The sequence below is a fragment of the Eionea flava genome, from assembly GCF_055393785.1.
This window is the reverse complement of record NZ_AP036018.1, coordinates 568,987-586,114: the sequence shown is the minus strand read 5'-3', so window position 1 is coordinate 586,114 and position 17,128 is coordinate 568,987. Positions and strand designations below refer to the sequence as shown.

The window sequence follows — 17,128 nt, the reverse complement described above, 5'->3', positions numbered from 1 at the left end:
TTACAATTGGTTACGTACAGCAAACACTCGGGTATAAGGGCGACTGATGAAGCCCGCTGCCTGAGTATTATCTTCAGCATTAAAAGTAACCGTCACTAGAACTCGGTCAATGCTCACTCTATCACCTTCTCCGGCAGCTATTGCAGCGGCTGCATTTGCATGCCAATTAACAGAATTCTCGTAGCCATAGGCTATTTGAAAATCACTCACACCTATAATTAGCTCCCTAGGAACACCATCATTACTGACTCTATACAATGAGCAGTTAAGCGGATTACCTGCATTACAGGGATTACCTAACAAACCGGCCGCCACACTCTGATCAACAAAGTACTCATAAGAACCAGAATTTCCAGCATAAAGAGACTTCGCACTTGAAAAGCCCAAGTCAAGTCCATGGGTCAGTGTAGTGCCAACATCGGTCCTCATTGTAATGGTTGAAGTATCTGCTCCAGCATCATACAAAACACCCGCGACATTAAATACAGAAATACCATTACAATCTCCTACAAACACCACATCACCAACACCAATACCTCCCGTCTGATCATCGGCAACAATAACTTGTGTACTATTAATAACATTGACACCATTAATTGCTGACGAGGTATCAACATATTTCACGATAAGTGAATCAGTTCCATCCAAAATATTATTGCCATTATCTAAGTCATTATCGACTCCAGAAATGAATGACCCCTCAAAATCATTGATATTAGCGTCTTGAGCAGGCGCAATTAAATTTCTAGTCGCTGGATCTATACTATGCTGCAAATCTGTATCAGCAACACCATCGGCATCACCATCAATAAAAAGGCGATTAAAGATATACTGGCCCAATGGCAACTCAACGCCATCAACAAACGCGGGGGCTGATGTTGATGCAACTGGACTACCTGCAGCAGCAAAACTTAAACAACCCATATTCCCGGCACGATAAATATCATCACCCAAACGTTGCATGGTATATCGCATATTTTCTTGAATATTAGAGGTGGCATCGGCTGCTGTAGACGTTTGCCTAGACGAAGCAAAGAGCTGAATAACACCTGCCATTATGACCAAGCTAATCGTTATGGATATCATTATCTCAACGAGGCCAAACCCTAATTGACGTTTGTAGAACTTAGAAGAGGCGCAATAATTAGTCACAAATTCACCGTTAACTGAAAACAAGTCAAAGAGTTACGATTACCGTTGGCATCACGAGTATTATCATTACAATCCTGATTCATCACACCAGAGCGTTCATCATCCCATTGAATAGTTATTAAGTAACTCGTTGTTGCCGCAGTCCAAACAACCGTTCCAACGGATGATGGTAAGCTCGATCCATTCACTAATGCTCTCCAGTCAGCGACATGCTGGTTCACAACAGGATCCGCAAAAACTTGTGCCGCACTAACATCAACACCGTCGAATTCAGCACTATCAGCTCCGGCAATACCAAATGACAGAATACGATCTGTCATATCTGCAGCCAACATATTAACTTCGGATGAAAAAATAGCTCGCTGATTGCTACCTAAGCCTCGGGACTGCATACTTAACACTCCCAAAAGACCGATTGCCAGAATAACTAAAGCAACAAGAACTTCAATAAAGCCTGCGCCTTTTTGATACTTTCTCTGCTTTGACCAACATCTAGATTGTTTATGAATTTTAAAAATCATGGTGTATCAACAGCCCCACTCCGATTTAAAACTAAACTTGCTGCCTGACCATTCACCGTTGCTGTAAAGGTCACAAACGCAAAGTTTTGATTACACTCCTCACCAAAATTATTAAAACAAACCTGAGCCAAGCCATCGAGATCTAAACCTGCGTTATCAAAAGCGTTAACGGTAAGATTAAAATCTGTTACATTCTCCACCTTTAAAATTTCATTCGCTGCGGTCATAACAAGCCAGCGATTATTCCAGTCATTATCACTGACTCCGCAATTAACACCATCCGTACTGGCACAAACATTGATTATTGCGGAGCGAGCAACCGCTTCGCTTCGAGCATAAGCAAAAGTATTAGACATACGTGTCATCGCGTTATTTACATTACTGCCGTCAATAAGAGTTCTAAAGCTAGGCACAGCAACAGACAACAATACAGCAGCAATTGCTAGCGTAATTAGCAGCTCAACGAGAGTAAAGCCTAGCGACTGAATATAATTTTTCATAACTTGTTTATACCACAGCAAAGCATTTAATTAAGAGTTATTGAGAGCTTAACTGATAAGCGGTACTTTTTAGGATTAATCGGCAAGGGTAATGTGATCAATATCACATTAAAAACAACTACAACAAGCTACAACCGCAATTCCTTAGGCAAGGAAAAACTAATATTCTCCGGTTTGCCTGCCAATTCTTGTGGAGGAGTAGCGCCTAATGCTTGCAGTTTAGCGATCACTTGCTGGATGAGTATGTCTGGCGCAGAGGCGCCTGCGGTTACACCTATCGACTGCTTCCCTTTAAGCCAATCAGCATCTATATCATCAGAGGAATCAATAAGATAGGCTTCTGTGCCGCATCGTTCGGCCAGTTCGCGCAGGCGATTAGAGTTGGAGCTATTGGGAGAGCCGACGACAAGTACTAAGTCACACTCCAGTGCGAGTTGTTTAACAGCATCTTGGCGATTCTGGGTGGCGTAGCAAATATCGTCGGTGCGAGGACCTTCGATGTTGGGAAATTTTTCTCGCAGGGCATCAATGACTTTGGCGGTATCATCCATCGACAGGGTCGTTTGTGTTACATAGCTGAGAGCATTAGGGTTTTTCACCGTTAACTCACTCACGTCTTGCTCATCCTCGACCAAATAGATGTGGCCACCGTTAGTATCGTCATACTGCCCCATGGTGCCTTCCACTTCTGGATGCCCTTGATGACCAATCAAAATGCATTCTGCACCTTCTTGGCTAAACTTAGTCACCTCTACATGCACTTTAGTCACCAGCGGACAGGTGGCATCGAATACTTTGAGCTCGCGTCTTGCCGCATCATTTTTTACGGCTTTAGCAACACCATGCGCACTAAAAATAACAATTTTATCGTCAGGCACTTCGTCGAGCTCATCAACAAAAATAGCGCCGCGATCACGTAAAGAATCAACGACAAATTTATTGTGAACCACTTCGTGACGAACATAGATCGGGGGGCCGTAAACATCGAGCGCTCTATTCACAATATCAATAGCACGGTCAACACCGGCACAAAAGCCTCTCGGGTTGGCTAATTTAACTTGCATGATTAACGTATTCCCATTTCATGACAATTTTACAAGTACAGCCTAGTGCTGCACGGCAGGTTCAACTTTAATAATTTGCACATCAAAAAGTACATCTTTACCAGCAAGCGGGTGATTAAAGTCAACCACGACTTCGTCGTCATTGAATTCAGATACCACTCCGGGTAGTTCAGCATTTTGCGCATCCGCAAAAGAAAGCACTAAGCCTTTCTCTAAGGTAATATCATCGCCAAATTGATCGCGTTTGATCGTTTGTAAATTACTGGGGTTATGCTGACCAAAACCTTTCTCAGGAGTAATAGTGAACGTTTCGCGGCTACCCGCCACCAATCCCATCACCACTTCTTCAAATCCAACTAACAGATTACCGTCACCCACGGTGAACGTAGCAGGCTCGCCATCAAACGTTGAATCAACTAATTCGCCGGAGGGCAAAGCGATCGAAAAGTGTAACGTTACCACCGTGCCTTCAGATACCACAACATCCGTTACCATAGCCATACCTTAAATTGTTTAGTAGTAAGAAGCAGCCGCGCGAAACTTTCGCAAAAACTGCTTAGCCAATTTTACGCGCTTTAGCGATAATTATTGCGGCTTTGTTAATGTAATTTCGTCATACCGAACTTGACGCGACAGTCTAAAAAATAAATGTGCACTCGTTTCCGATTTTTACTGGGATGACGTGCTCAGAGTTTTCTTAAAATTTATACGGCCTTAGCTTTTATCCGGCTTCGCAAAAAATAGCATATCTACAATGAGACAAGCAGCACCGAGCATAATAGCGGCATCCGCAATATTAAATGCTGGCCAATGGCACGTTTGCGTGAAAGCAACAGGATAAAAAAACGCAATACATTCGCTGGATTCTGCCACATAGAACCAATCAATAAAATCGACCACATAGCCTAAATAAATACGATCCCAAAGATTACCTACTGCCCCACCTAACACTAACGACAAGCCAGTGATCTCAATTTTTTTAGTGGGTTCAGCACACAAAATCCAAACAACCAAAAAAAGGCTCACAACGAATGCCACCGCACCTAAAAAAATGCGCTGCCAGCCACCCGCATCGGATAAAAAGCTAAAGGCTGCGCCGTAATTATGCAGCAGGGTAAAATTAAAATAAGGCAAAAATTCTACCGACTGAAAAAGCGCCAAGTGGTCTGATGCGATAACCTTTGTTACTTGATCGGCACATAGTATGAATAACGCCATACCAAACCAAACCACTTTTTTCTGGGGCGCTTTTATTTGCTGATTTAGCTGTAGCACCATTTTGCTTAACCAAACATTAAGCAAAGTGACGCACCTCACCTTCACCCTCTATGTTATCAACACAACGACCGCATAATTCTGGATGCTGTTCATGCTGGCCTACATCCGGACGCTGGTGCCAACAACGAGCACATTTTGTATCGGCATTCGCCTCTACCAACACCGACAAACCATCCATATCAGTAGAAATCGCTTGATCGCACGCTGCAGAATCACTCACTGTTGCCGACGAGGTAATCAGTACGAAACGCAGCTCTTCACCCAAGCGTGATAGATGATTAAATAAATCGTCCTGACAATATAACGTCACAGACGCCGACAGCGACTTACCAATAAGGCCGTCGTTCCGTTTCGATTCGATGGCTTTATTGACCACATCTTTCACTTGAGCAATCAGCGCCCAGTAATCCGCGTTCATTTCTGCACTATTACTGCACTCATTGTCAATCACGGGCAGGTTATACCATTGCGACAAAAAGACAGATGATTCACGATTATTGGCTTGTGGCAAGGCATCCCAAAGCTCATCAGCGGTATAACTTAAAATTGGTGTAATCCAGCGAGTGAACGCTTCGGCAATATGATACAAAGCCGTTTGTGCTGAGCGACGCGCAACACTGTCTGCTTTAGTCGTGTATTGGCGATCCTTAATAATATCGAGATAAAAACCACCCATATCAACAATGCAGAAGTTATGTAGTTTTTGATAAATATTATGCAATTGATAGGTATCGTAATTAGCAATAATCTCTTCCTGCAGCTCACGCGCGCGATTAATTGCCCATTGGTCTAGTGCAATCAACTCATTCGCAGGCAGCAAGTCGGTTTGTGGATTAAAGCCTTCTAGGTTAGCCAACAAGAAGCGAGCGGTGTTACGAATACGGCGATAAGAATCTGCAGTACGCTTTAGAATCTCATCCGACACACTCATTTCGGCACTAAAGTCGGTGGCGGCCACCCACAAACGTAGAACGTCAGCACCCAAATCATTCATCACTTTTTGCGGAGGAATCACATTACCTAATGACTTAGACATTTTTTTACCGTCGGCATCAACGGTAAAACCATGGGTTAATACTTGCTTATAGGGTGGTTCACCATTAATCGTCATCGATGTTTTGAGCGACGACTGAAACCAACCTCGGTGCTGATCAGAACCTTCTAAATAAAGGTCGGCAGGAAACTGTAAATTATCACGATCACGCAATACCGAGTGATGCGTGACACCAGAATCAAACCATACATCGAGGGTATCGGTTACTTTATCGTAATTAGCGGCATCGCCGCCGAGCAACTCACTGGCATCAAGATCAAACCAAGCATCAATACCCTCTTGCTCAATACGTAGTGCCACCTGCTCAATCAACGCAGGCGTATCGGGATGTAATTCTTGCGTTTGCTTGTGTACAAACAAGGTAATAGGCACACCCCAGGTACGCTGACGTGAAACACACCAGTCTGGACTACCATCAACCATGCCTTGAATACGCGCTTCACCCCAGTGCGGGATCCACTCAACACCTTCTATGGTGGTTTTAATTTTTTGACGCAGATCGTTATGGTTCAATGTAATAAACCACTGCGGTGTTGCACGATAAATGAGAGGCGTTTTAGTACGCCAGCAATGGGGGAAGCTATGCTCAAACTTGGTTTGATAAAACAGTGCTTGCCGCTCATCGAGTAGCGCAACAATACGATCATCAACCTTGTAAACATGTTCACCGGCAAACAGCTCAACACCGGAATGGAAAGTACCGTCACCCTGAATATTATTGAGCGTTTCAATGCCATATTGCTGAGAGACCTGAAAATCTTCAGGGCCATGATCAGGAGCAGTATGTACACACCCCGTACCAGCATCCGTCGTCACATGATCACCCAAAATGACCGGTAACTGACGCGAATAGAATGGGTGATTTAAGGTTAATTTATCTAATTCAGCCCCTTGAATGCGACCAACGATGCGATAATCTTCAACACCCCCACATTGCATCACATCATCGACCAACGCTTCGGCCACCAATAAACGTTCACTTCCCGCTTGTACAACGACGTAATCCAGCGCTGCATTCACACTTACCGCCAAGCTAGAAGGCAGAGTCCAAGGCGTTGTTGTCCAAATAAGGACGGACAATGGCCCTTCACCCGACAGGCCATCAACACGCTGACGCAGATCCGTATCATCGGCCACTGGATAACGCACATAAATGGAATAGGACACTTTATTTTGATACTCCACTTCTGCTTCAGCCAGCGCAGAGCCTCCAACGACACTCCAGTAAACTGGCTTGAAGCCTCGCACCAAATAACCATTTTCTGCGATCTTACCTAAGGCGCGAACGGTATTCGCCTCGGTTTTAAAATCCATGGTCAGATAAGGCTTATCCCAATCACCTAACACACCTAAACGAATAAAATCTTCCTTTTGCCCAGCCACTTGTTTAGCGGCATATTCACGGCACTTTTGGCGAAAGGTTTTAACATCTACTTTATGCCCTGCCTTACCCACTTTCTTTTCTACATTATGCTCAATCGGCAAACCATGACAGTCCCAACCGGGTACATAAGGGGCATCAAAGCCACTCAAGGTTTTTGACTTAACAATAATATCTTTAATAATTTTATTAACCGCATGGCCGATATGGATATTGCCATTAGCGTAGGGAGGGCCATCATGTAAAATAAATGGCTTCTTACCCGCTCTTGCTGTTCGAATTGCTTGATAAATATTATTCGTGTTCCACTTTTTTAAAATCTGCGGCTCACGCTGCGCAAGATTCGCCTTCATCGGAAAAGAAGTATTCGGTAAGTTAAGTGTTGCTTTGTAATCAGTCATAATGTCTGTTCTTAATCGAAAATAATCGTAATAGTAAATATCTGTGATGTATTCTGAGCTAAATTGCACTCATAGAACAGAAAAACAGGCTATTTCCTCAGCAACTCTCGGCAGCAGGGAAGCTGCCGCGAAGCTTATAGGATATATTGACAGCGTGTTGCTGAGGAAATAGCCTGTTTTTTGTTCGAAATTTTAGAATGCACCACAAATAATGAATATTATTTTTAGCCGATAATTATATTATCGAACCACTGTCTTGCCTGTTGAATATCACGCTGTATTTGCGCTCGCAAAGCTTCTATGCCATCAAAGCGCTGCTCATCGCGGATTTTGTGTTCAAATTTCACATTGATCACTTGCCCATACAAATCATCATCGCGATCAAACAAATGTACTTCAAGTATGGGCTTCGCATCACCCGATACGGTTGGTCGAACACCCACGTTAGCGACACCGGGCAGCACCTCTCCGCTTTCAAGTGTCGTCGTTACGCCAAACACTCCTGCTAATGGTGAGCGATAACGGTGTAGATGCACATTGGCCGTCGGCGCACCCAACTGCCGCCCTAGCTGCTGACCTTTAACCACCCGCCCACTCACTGTGTAGTCACTCCCTAGCAATGAAGGCACCCGATCAAAGTTAGCCAACTCTAGCTCTCGACGGATACGCGTACTGCTCACCCGCTCACCATCAACAAGGTAAGTAGCTGTATCAGTAACAACAAAGCCTTTATCCTGCCCTGCTGTTTTTAACAAGGCATAATCGCCTTGTCGACCACGACCAAATCGGAAGTCATCACCAATCACCAGCGATTTCGTACCAAGAGTATCGAGCAATATCTGCTGAATAAAGGCGTCTGCAGGTAACTGACTTAGCCATTGATTAAATGGCAGACAAAACACACGATCAATTCCCGCTGCAAACAGCGCTCTAATTTTTTCTCTTAATCGCATTAAACGCGCGGGCGCGGTTTCACCCGAAAAAAACTCATGAGGCTGCGGCTCAAAAATCATAACTAGTGATGGTAAATCACGTTCACGCGCCTGCTCAACCACTTGCCTCAAGATGGCTTGATGCCCCAAATGAACACCATCGAATGCACCAATGGTAACCACATTACCCCGATGCTCAGGCCGGACATTATGCAAGCCACGCAAAAATTCGCCAGAGGGCATACCGGAAGAAACACCAGAACAAACGAAAGGTAATTGAGCCACGGTACTCCTGATACTTGCCCGATGCTTAATAGCTGCGCAATAAGGCCATATGATAAAATGCAAAGTGCGCAAGTATAACTTTTAACCCGAAGAAACGTAAGGCGGTATCGCTAAAATACAAGAATGTCGCTGAGGATTTATAGTCGCCAAAACTAACGGTTACGAATCATGTTTAGCCTGCTGCAAATCACTGATGCGCAAGCCCAAAATAAACAACACCAACACATAAGTCACACCACCCACCAAACAACACACTGCCATCGTTAGTACTCGCTGCATAATATTGAGCACCGACCAATCGGGCACCCAATAAAACGATACCCACAAGACCAACCCCATCGCAGCATTCGCCACCAGCAGGCAGGCAATATATTTTACCCATCCAGCAAGCGGCTGATATACCTGACTTTTACGCAACCCGCGATACAACAAGGCCGCATTAAGCCATGCAGAAAGTGCCGTTGCCAAGGCTAAACCGACATGACCTATCTGCCACAAATAATGAAACGGGATAACCAACGCAATATTACATAGCATGTTAACGGCCATCGCAATAATGCCAATTTTCACGGGTGTTTTAGTGTCTTGCCGAGCAAAATAACCGGGAGCCAATACCTTAATCAGCATAAAAGCTATTAGCCCTAGCGAATAAGCCTGCAAGCTCAGCGCAGACATCGCTATATCTGCCGTCGTCGTTTTACCGTATTCAAACAGCACCGTTAAAATGGGCACAGCCAACATAAATAACGCAACTGCCGCAGGCAAGGCGATTAGCCATATAAGCCGGAGCGCCCAATCAATTGTCTCGCTAAATCGCCGTGTATCATCGCCCACAAACTGCCGCGATAAGCTCGGCAAGATAACCGTGCCGATCGCAATAGCAAAAATACCAAGCGGCAGCTCGACTAAGCGGTCAGAATAGTACAACCATGACACGCTCCCCGTAGGCAGAAATGAGGCTAACACGGTATCGAGCAGTAAATTAATTTGCGAAACAGAAACACCAAAAATAGCCGGCGCCATTAACAGCAATACGCGCTTTACACCAGGATCAGAAAAATCCACCGCCGGTGAAGGCAGCAAACGTAAGCGCCATAAAAAAGGCAACTGAAATACCAACTGCACAACGCCGGCAGCCAACACGCCCCACGCAATAGCAATAACCGGCTGTGCAAAATGCGGGCTCGCCCAAACAGCCGCTGCGATTAAGGTCATATTTAGCAGCACTGGCGTAATAGCAGGAATAGCAAAGCGGTCATAACTATTGAGTACCGCCCCCGCAAAACCCGTTAGAGAAATTAATAAAAGATAGGGGAAGGTAATTCGCAGCATTTCTTGTGTAAGCGCCAACTTTTCTGGGGAAGACCAGAAACCGGGAGCGAACACAAGAGTAACCCAAGGCGCGGCAGCCACCACAATAATCGTCAGCAGCAATAACGTAAATCCAAGGCAACCACACACTCGATCGATAAACCCTTTAACCGCTTCTATTGAGCCTTTTTCTCGATACTCCGACAACACGGGTACAAACGCCTGCGCAAAAGCTCCCTCTGCAAACAAGCGACGCAAAAAGTTGGGAATTTTAAAAGCAACAAAGAAGGCATCAGCACCCGCGCCGGCACCAATAGTGTTCGCAAACACAACATCTCGAGCCAAGCCCAACACGCGCGAGAGCATCGTCATAACACTCACCACTAAACCTGAACCCAATAAGCCTTGCGACTTTTTGGGCAGCTTATTAGGCTGCTGGGGGGAATCAGGGGAATCGTTCATCGAAGAAGTCGTGACCACTATCAAATCTTAAGAAAGGACTGCGCATGCTTTGCACATTACATAGCGCAATACTACTGGATAATGAATGCCGACACCATTCAAGCGCCAAGACTCAAACAATAAATCATCATAAAACCCCATCCCACTCTCAACGCGTTGCGAAAAAACGTCTATTGAATAGGAATATAAGGAACCTCTGAACATTATAACCACTTGATATACGGGCTGAATGGCAATTGTCACTTGACTTCATTGTTTTCGGTGGCATAATTGCGCACCCTAAATTCCGTATCAGGGCGTTAGGCAAGTGTTGGGCGAAAAATTAGGCTAATTTTAAGCTATCAGAAACGTCCTGGTTTTTATTACCGATTATTTATTGACTTTATACAGGAGCACTGCGGTGGCCAATTCACCTCAAGCTAAAAAACGTGCCATTCAGAACGAAAAAGCACGCAAACATAACGCGAGCTTACGCTCGATGACTCGTACTTACATCAAAAAAGTGATCGCTGCTGTTGAAGCTGGCGATGCAGAAGCAGCACAAGCTGCGTATACTGCCGCAGCACCTATTATTGATAAGCTGGCAAACAAGGGCATTATTCACAAAAATAAAGCCGCTCGCCATAAAAGCCGCTTAAACAAACAAGTTAAAGCCGTAGCCGCCGCTTAATAGCTGCTATTCAAAAACACAAAAGCCCCCTGATTGCTTAGCAACAGGGGGCTTTTTTATGATAAACACAACGCAATAAAACGTAAGCTTTTTAATACAACAATAACCACACAAGCAAACCTATAACAACACGTCAAACCTTATCGCTTAGCATCAAGCCATAATGTCCAGACCTCAACCAAACGCCGCATCTGCTCAACAGTCCCAACCGTAATACGCAAACCGATCTGCTCACCATAGGCCTTTGGCCGCACTAAAAAGCCCTGCGCCTGTAAATGGCAAGCAACCTCGTCGGGCCTATCAGGAAAACACCACAAGTAATTTGCTGCACTTGCCCAATAATTAATATTGGACTGCGACAACCAACTTTCTAACACAGGCTTAGCACGACTCATTACCTCGTCAACATAAGCAATCGTCTCAGAAGGATCATCTAAGGCAGCATTAGCGGCAACAACAGCCAATTGATTTATATCGTAAGGGCCCCGGATATTGCACAGTGCGGCAATATTTTCAGACGCACTCATTAGATAGCCAAAACGCAAAGAAGGCATACCCCACGTTTTAGAAAAAGTACGAGTAACAAAGATATTTGAATATTGATTAATTAGAGGCACTGCCGTTTCATGACTATATTCAAAATAACACTCATCCACCAAAACCGCTGCATTAGGTGCCGCCTGCGCAATTTTTTCAACAACATCAGCCGTGACCACAGTACCGCAAGGGTTATTGGGATTAGACACCACAACAATACGTGTTTCGCTATTAATAAGAGAAAGCACCTCAGCCATCGGATAGCCGCCATCTTGCGTATAGAGCGGCTCATGCATACGCATCGACTCTACTTTTGCACACTGATGGTACATGGCAAATGACGGCCCCGGAATAATCGCCTCTGCACCAACACAGGCCACTGCACGAAACACCAGATCAATACCCTGATCAGACCCGTTCGTTAGCATTAATTGCTCACCACTAACGCACGCATAACTCGCCAAGCGCTCAACCGTATCACCATAAGATGGATACATCTGCAAACGACCTGCATCAATATAATCATGCAACGCCTGCTTAACATTTTGCGCAATAGGAATCGTGCGCTCATTAAAATCTAATAGCGTAAAAGCATCGGGATTACGCCCTTCTAGCGGCGGCTTATAAGCCGACAAAGCAACGATATGCGAGTTAATCACAGACATAATATTTCCAGAAAAATTAATACGCAGAACAATCTGCAAAATAGCCAAGGTAACTTTATATCAGAAAACAGAAAGCGCTAACGACTAAGAATAATAGCCGTAAAAATCAGACCAACACTAAATTATCTCGATGAATCAACTCTTCTTCATTCTTGTAACCCAGCAAACGTTCAATATCTTCGCTAGATCGGCCGATAATTTTTTGTGATTCCTGATAAGAGTAATTAACCAGACCGCGAGCAACCTCTTGACCATCCGGCGACTTGCAAATCACCATATCCCCTCGAGAAAAGCGGCCTGATATTGCAACAACACCAACCGCCAACAAGCTTTTTCCAGAGCGAAGCAATACATCGACAGCGCCATTATCCAAAATCAACTCACCACGCGATTGCAACTGCCCCGCCAGCCAGCGTTTGCGCGCCGCCTGAGGCAACTGATCAGCCAACAACAAAGAACCTATTTCCTTGCCCGCCGACAAATCAGTCAACACACTCTCTAGGCGACCACCAACAATCACCGTATTGGCTCCTGAGCGAGCCGCTAATCTTGCCGCACGCACCTTGGTAACCATACCACCACGCCCCAATTTCCCACCATCACCCGCCATACTATCCAGCGAATCCGTCGAAGCCGATATATTATTGATCAGCTGCGCTTCAGCGTGATGACGAGGGTCACGGTCATACATACCCTCCTGATCCGTTAGCAACACCAGCAAATCTGCCTCAACTAAATTAGCCACCAACGCCGCCAAGGTATCATTATCACCAAAACGAATCTCATCGGTCACTACCGTGTCATTTTCATTAACGACAGGCACTACCCCCAAGCGCATCAGCGTTTTAAGCGTATATTTCGCGTTCAAATAACGCTCACGATTAGACAGGTCATCATGATCTAACAGCACCTGGGCTGTATGCAGTCCAAATGCCTGAAATGCTTGCTCATAGGTTTGCACCAAACCCATTTGCCCAACAGCCGCAGCCGCTTGCAGCTCATGAATATGTGTCGGCCTTTCGCTCCAACCTAAGCGAGTAATACCAACAGCAATTGAGCCAGAAGAGACCAACACCAGCTCGATACCTTGCTGACGCAAGTACGACATCTGCTCAACCCAGCCCGCAATAGCACTAACATCCAACCCCTGACCATCATTGGTCAACAAAGAGCTACCAATCTTAACAACCCAACGGCGAGCCTGAGAGACTTTTCTTCTGCCGGCACTTCCATCAACCCAACTCTCAGTATCAGAAGCCTGCGCCATTATTGCACCGGGCACTTCAGCACTAGAACCACTTACTTGATCGGATGAATTTTTAGCTGTTTTTTTCAACACTTTAGCAACCACAACAATATTCTCAATTTTTGAACTGGCTCAAAGGCAATCTTTCACGGTACTAACCAATAACGACAGACTTTTATCATTCAGCATAGACAGTTTCGACATCGTAGTCGTCATCATCAAAATCATCATCTTCATTATATTCATCATCCACCACCTTACCCTTGGCACGCAAACGCTCAGCTCGGTGCTTGGCGCGCAACGCTTCGATACGCTCACGAGCATCACGCTGCATTTCTAACTGGTACTCTCGCTCTTGCACCGCAAGTTCTGGATCCTCTTTTTCTGCAGCTTTAACTGCTTCAATATGCTCCATAATGTCACGACATACTTGCAATGTTCCTTTGCCACTAATCGCCGCAATGGAAAATACGGGATCTTGCCAATCCAAGCCCTCAATCACCCTTTGGCATCGCTCATCGACTTCATCAGCCGGCAACATATCGGTTTTATTCAACAACAGCCAACGCTCTCTATTCGCCAGCTTAGGGCTAAACTGTTCGATTTCTCGAATAATACTTTGCGCACTCTCTAGCGGATCTGATTCATCAAAAGGCGCCATATCGACGATATGCAACAATATTCGACAGCGCGTTAAGTGCTTAAGAAAGCGAATACCTAAACCAGCACCATTGGAAGCACCTTCAATTAACCCCGGAATATCCGCAACAACAAAACTGCGATGCTCCTCAATTTTAACCACCCCCAAATTAGGCACTAAGGTAGTAAACGGATAGCCTGCCACCTTGGGCTTAGCTGAAGAGACCGCACGAATAAATGTCGACTTACCCGCATTAGGCAAACCTAACAAACCCACATCAGCCAATACTTTAAGCTCTAATTTAAGCTCTCGCTGCTCACCCTCACTGCCGAGCGATGTCTGTCTAGGCGCACGATTGATACTTGACTTGAAACGCGTGTTACCCAAACCATGAAAACCACCTTGAGCAACCAGCAAACGCTGTTTATCTTCCGTAATATCGCCCAACAACTCTTCAGTTTCCACATCAAAAATTGATGTTCCTACAGGTACCTTAAGCACTAAATCATCACCCTTAGCACCGGCACAATTTTTACCCCGACCCGACTCACCATTTCTAGCACGATATTTAGGCTGATAACGGTAGTCAACCAGCGTGTTCAAGTCCGCATCACCCTCCAAATAAACACTACCACCATCGCCACCATCACCACCGTCTGGCCCACCTTTGGCGATATACTTCTCACGACGGAAGCTCAAACAACCGCCCCCACCATTACCTGCATAGACTGATATCGGCGCTTCATCGACAAATTTCATGGCACATCCTATTGGGAGCAACAATTATTGAGCTGCTAAAAATAATAACACAACAACAAAAAAGCCCTACCGCATTGCGATAGGGCTTTTTTAACACCACCCCGTTACAGGGCAGAAAAGATCAATTACGCAGTAACGACACTTACAAATTGACGGTTTTTCGGGCCTTTCACTTCGAACTGCACCGCACCATCGGCTTTAGCAAAAAGAGTATGATCTTTGCCAATACCTACATTATCACCTGCATGTACACGCGTGCCGCGTTGACGAATAATAATATTACCCGCAAGTACCGCTTCACCACCAAAACGCTTAACACCTAAGCGTTTACTTATGGAATCGCGGCCGTTATTAGTACTACCACCAGCTTTTTTATGCGCCATCTTTCAACACTCCTACTTAGTTAATTCTTTTGCTTGAGCGATCCAATCATCACGCTCAATACGACCTTTAAGGTTTAATTTTTCATCGATTGCAGCAATATCTTCTGCTGACCAAGCAATGATTTGCGCGAAACTATTAACGCCAGCTTCAGCTAACTTCTTAACAAGCACAGGGCCTACACCTGTCAACTTGCTGAGATCATCACCCGAAGTCGACTCTTTAGCCGCTTCTTTTTTAGGTGCTGCTTTTTTCTTAGCCGGTGCTTTTTTAGCACCTGAAGCAGCGATGTCTGTGATTTTAACTTCAGTAAACCACTGACGATGACCCTGACGCTTCATTGAGTGCTTACGGCGGCGAAATTTAATAATACGTACTTTTTCGCCACGCCCATGACTCAACACTTCAGCAGAAACCGCTGCACCTTCAACAACTGGCGTACCGATGGTAACGCTATCACCATCGGTTACTAACAATACTTCATCAAACTGAATCGTATCGCCTGTTGCTGCTTCAATTTTTTCTAACTTAAGGACTTCGCCCTCAGTGACACGGTGCTGCTTACCACCGCTTTTAATTACTGCGTACATAGTTGCTCCAATCATTGCGTTATGAACTCATGGACGACACGAAGTGCTGACAATTCAGCTCCCACTCTCTTTGAAAAGAATACTTGCGGCGTTTATAGATCATTTAGTAAATTTAGGGGAGCGAATTCTACGACATTTACCCTAGCAGTTCAATGTTTTCCATCGCTATTTTACACGCCAAAGAAATAACCCAGAATACCAGAATTTAAGACACTCAAAACTTGACACTGTTTGGCCTCACCCATAGCATCCTAGGTCTATCCGCTCGCATCATCGGTCAGGCATTTACGCCCTTACAAACTAGGTATCCAATGAAGTACTCTTTCCATCAGGCTGTCGCAACAGACTTCGAAGCTGTTAACCAGCTAATTATCAATCAAATAGACTCTGACGTAGCCTTAGTTGAAGATATAGGGCAATACCTTGTAGAGGCTGGCGGCAAACGTTTACGGCCACTGCTTGTTCTACTCGTTGCTAACGCGCTTAGCTACAACGGAAAACAACACCATACCCTAGCAGCCATTATTGAATTTATTCACTCGGCAACACTACTACATGATGATGTCGTCGATATGTCTGATTTACGCAGAGGACGACTCACCGCTAATGCGAGATGGGGCAATGCACCGAGTGTACTCGTTGGTGACTTTTTATATTCTCGCGCCTTTCAAATGATGGTCGCCATTGGTGATATGAACATCATGAAAACGCTGGCAGACACCACTAACACCATTTCAGAGGGTGAAGTCCAACAACTCATCAATGCCAAACAGCCCGATATCACCGAAGCGGCTTATCTAGAAGTGATTCATAAAAAAACCGCTATACTATTTGAAGCGGCTTGCAAAACTGCGTCATTACTATCTGGAGCAACACAAGCACAAACGGAGCAATTAACAGCTTATGGCTACCACTTAGGCATTGCTTTCCAACTCATTGATGATGCGCTGGACTATACTGGTAATACGGAAGAGTTAGGCAAAAACGTCGGCGATGATTTAGCCGAAGGCAAGCCCACACTACCGCTAATTTATGCCATGAAAGAGAGCAATGAAGAGGATTCAGCTTTAATCGCAGAAAGTATTCGTCAAGGAGATGCTTCACAATTAGATCGCATCATCCAGATTATTGAACAATCTGGGGCTTTAGATTACACATTGCATCTTGCAAAAACGCATGCCAACCAGTCTATTGCCTCATTAAGCACTTTAGAGGAGTCAACGTTCAAACAGGCAATGATTGAGCTTGCCGAGTTTTCTGTTGCTCGCTCCACCTAAAAACAATTTATCGATTAACCTT

General features: G+C 44.9%; 16 protein-coding genes and 1 pseudogene. 2 read left to right on the top strand and 15 right to left on the bottom strand.

What is annotated here, in order from left to right; all coding sequences use genetic code 11:
* The 9 genes from ACZ5O6_RS02705 to murJ all read right to left on the bottom strand — a co-directional run bounded on the left by ACZ5O6_RS02705 (window position 1) and on the right by murJ (window position 10,341).
* Window positions 1-1,152, bottom strand: a complete 1,152-nt coding sequence (locus tag ACZ5O6_RS02705; protein ID WP_447092088.1) for a PilW family protein — start codon at window positions 1,150-1,152, stop codon at window positions 1-3.
* On the bottom strand, window positions 1,149-1,673 hold the full coding sequence (pilV, locus tag ACZ5O6_RS02700; RefSeq protein WP_447092089.1) for a type IV pilus modification protein PilV: 525 nt from the start codon (window positions 1,671-1,673) through the stop codon (window positions 1,149-1,151). The genes ACZ5O6_RS02705 and pilV overlap by 4 nt, the downstream gene beginning before the upstream one ends.
* Window positions 1,670-2,173: a GspH/FimT family pseudopilin gene (locus tag ACZ5O6_RS02695; protein ID WP_447092090.1), complete on the bottom strand. Its 504-nt coding sequence runs from the start codon at window positions 2,171-2,173 to the stop codon at window positions 1,670-1,672. The genes pilV and ACZ5O6_RS02695 overlap by 4 nt, the downstream gene beginning before the upstream one ends.
* A 128-nt stretch (window positions 2,174-2,301) precedes the next feature.
* Window positions 2,302-3,237 carry a 4-hydroxy-3-methylbut-2-enyl diphosphate reductase gene (gene ispH / locus ACZ5O6_RS02690; RefSeq protein WP_447092091.1) on the bottom strand — a complete coding sequence of 312 codons (936 nt, stop codon included), beginning with the start codon at window positions 3,235-3,237 and terminating at the stop codon, window positions 2,302-2,304.
* A 42-nt stretch (window positions 3,238-3,279) separates the two neighbouring features.
* Window positions 3,280-3,732: an FKBP-type peptidyl-prolyl cis-trans isomerase gene (locus ACZ5O6_RS02685; RefSeq protein ID WP_447092092.1), complete on the bottom strand. Its 453-nt coding sequence runs from the start codon at window positions 3,730-3,732 to the stop codon at window positions 3,280-3,282.
* 219 nt (window positions 3,733-3,951) lie between these two features.
* Complete coding sequence (lspA, locus tag ACZ5O6_RS02680) at window positions 3,952-4,539, bottom strand: signal peptidase II (RefSeq protein WP_447092093.1); 588 nt, start codon at window positions 4,537-4,539, stop codon at window positions 3,952-3,954.
* Window positions 4,532-7,351 carry an isoleucine--tRNA ligase gene (ileS, locus tag ACZ5O6_RS02675; RefSeq protein ID WP_447092094.1) on the bottom strand — a complete coding sequence of 940 codons (2,820 nt, stop codon included), beginning with the start codon at window positions 7,349-7,351 and terminating at the stop codon, window positions 4,532-4,534. Before ileS ends, lspA begins: the two co-directional genes overlap by 8 nt.
* Window positions 7,352-7,575: 224 nt before the next feature.
* Entirely contained in the window at window positions 7,576-8,526 is a 951-nt protein-coding gene (gene ribF / locus ACZ5O6_RS02670; protein ID WP_447092167.1) for a bifunctional riboflavin kinase/FAD synthetase, read from the bottom strand.
* Window positions 8,527-8,727: 201 nt separating this feature from the next.
* Complete coding sequence (murJ, locus tag ACZ5O6_RS02665; protein ID WP_447092095.1) at window positions 8,728-10,341, bottom strand: murein biosynthesis integral membrane protein MurJ; 1,614 nt, start codon at window positions 10,339-10,341, stop codon at window positions 8,728-8,730.
* A gap of 400 nt (window positions 10,342-10,741) precedes the next feature.
* Here murJ and rpsT point away from each other — a divergent pair, with 400 nt between their 5' ends.
* Window positions 10,742-11,011, top strand: coding sequence for a 30S ribosomal protein S20 (gene rpsT, locus ACZ5O6_RS02660; RefSeq protein ID WP_447092096.1), 270 nt, complete (start codon window positions 10,742-10,744; stop codon window positions 11,009-11,011).
* Between the two features lie 140 nt (window positions 11,012-11,151).
* On the opposite strand, the gene ACZ5O6_RS02655 is transcribed toward rpsT, so the two are convergent.
* From ACZ5O6_RS02655 to rplU, 6 genes and pseudogenes are all read right to left on the bottom strand, one after another.
* Window positions 11,152-12,213, bottom strand: a complete 1,062-nt coding sequence (locus ACZ5O6_RS02655) for a pyridoxal phosphate-dependent aminotransferase (protein WP_447092097.1) — start codon at window positions 12,211-12,213, stop codon at window positions 11,152-11,154.
* A 106-nt stretch (window positions 12,214-12,319) separates the two neighbouring features.
* Entirely contained in the window at window positions 12,320-13,480 is a 1,161-nt protein-coding gene (gene proB, locus ACZ5O6_RS02650) for a glutamate 5-kinase (RefSeq protein ID WP_447092168.1), read from the bottom strand.
* Window positions 13,481-13,637: 157 nt separating this feature from the next.
* Window positions 13,638-14,858 carry an Obg family GTPase CgtA gene (gene cgtA, locus ACZ5O6_RS02645; RefSeq protein ID WP_447092098.1) on the bottom strand — a complete coding sequence of 407 codons (1,221 nt, stop codon included), beginning with the start codon at window positions 14,856-14,858 and terminating at the stop codon, window positions 13,638-13,640.
* 125 nt (window positions 14,859-14,983) lie between these two features.
* Window positions 14,984-15,241: a 50S ribosomal protein L27 gene (gene rpmA, locus ACZ5O6_RS02640; protein WP_447092099.1), complete on the bottom strand. Its 258-nt coding sequence runs from the start codon at window positions 15,239-15,241 to the stop codon at window positions 14,984-14,986.
* Window positions 15,242-15,253: 12 nt separating this feature from the next.
* Window positions 15,254-15,529 carry a helix-hairpin-helix domain-containing protein gene (locus ACZ5O6_RS02635; protein WP_464283554.1) on the bottom strand — a complete coding sequence of 92 codons (276 nt, stop codon included), beginning with the start codon at window positions 15,527-15,529 and terminating at the stop codon, window positions 15,254-15,256.
* Window positions 15,527-15,829: pseudogene (gene rplU, locus ACZ5O6_RS02630) on the bottom strand (50S ribosomal protein L21); the annotation flags it as partial. The gene ACZ5O6_RS02635 and the pseudogene rplU, both read right to left, overlap by 3 nt.
* A gap of 311 nt (window positions 15,830-16,140) precedes the next feature.
* Between rplU and ACZ5O6_RS02625 the strand changes: the two are divergent.
* Window positions 16,141-17,106: a polyprenyl synthetase family protein gene (locus tag ACZ5O6_RS02625; RefSeq protein ID WP_447092100.1), complete on the top strand. Its 966-nt coding sequence runs from the start codon at window positions 16,141-16,143 to the stop codon at window positions 17,104-17,106.
* Window positions 17,107-17,128: the final 22 nt, after the last annotated feature.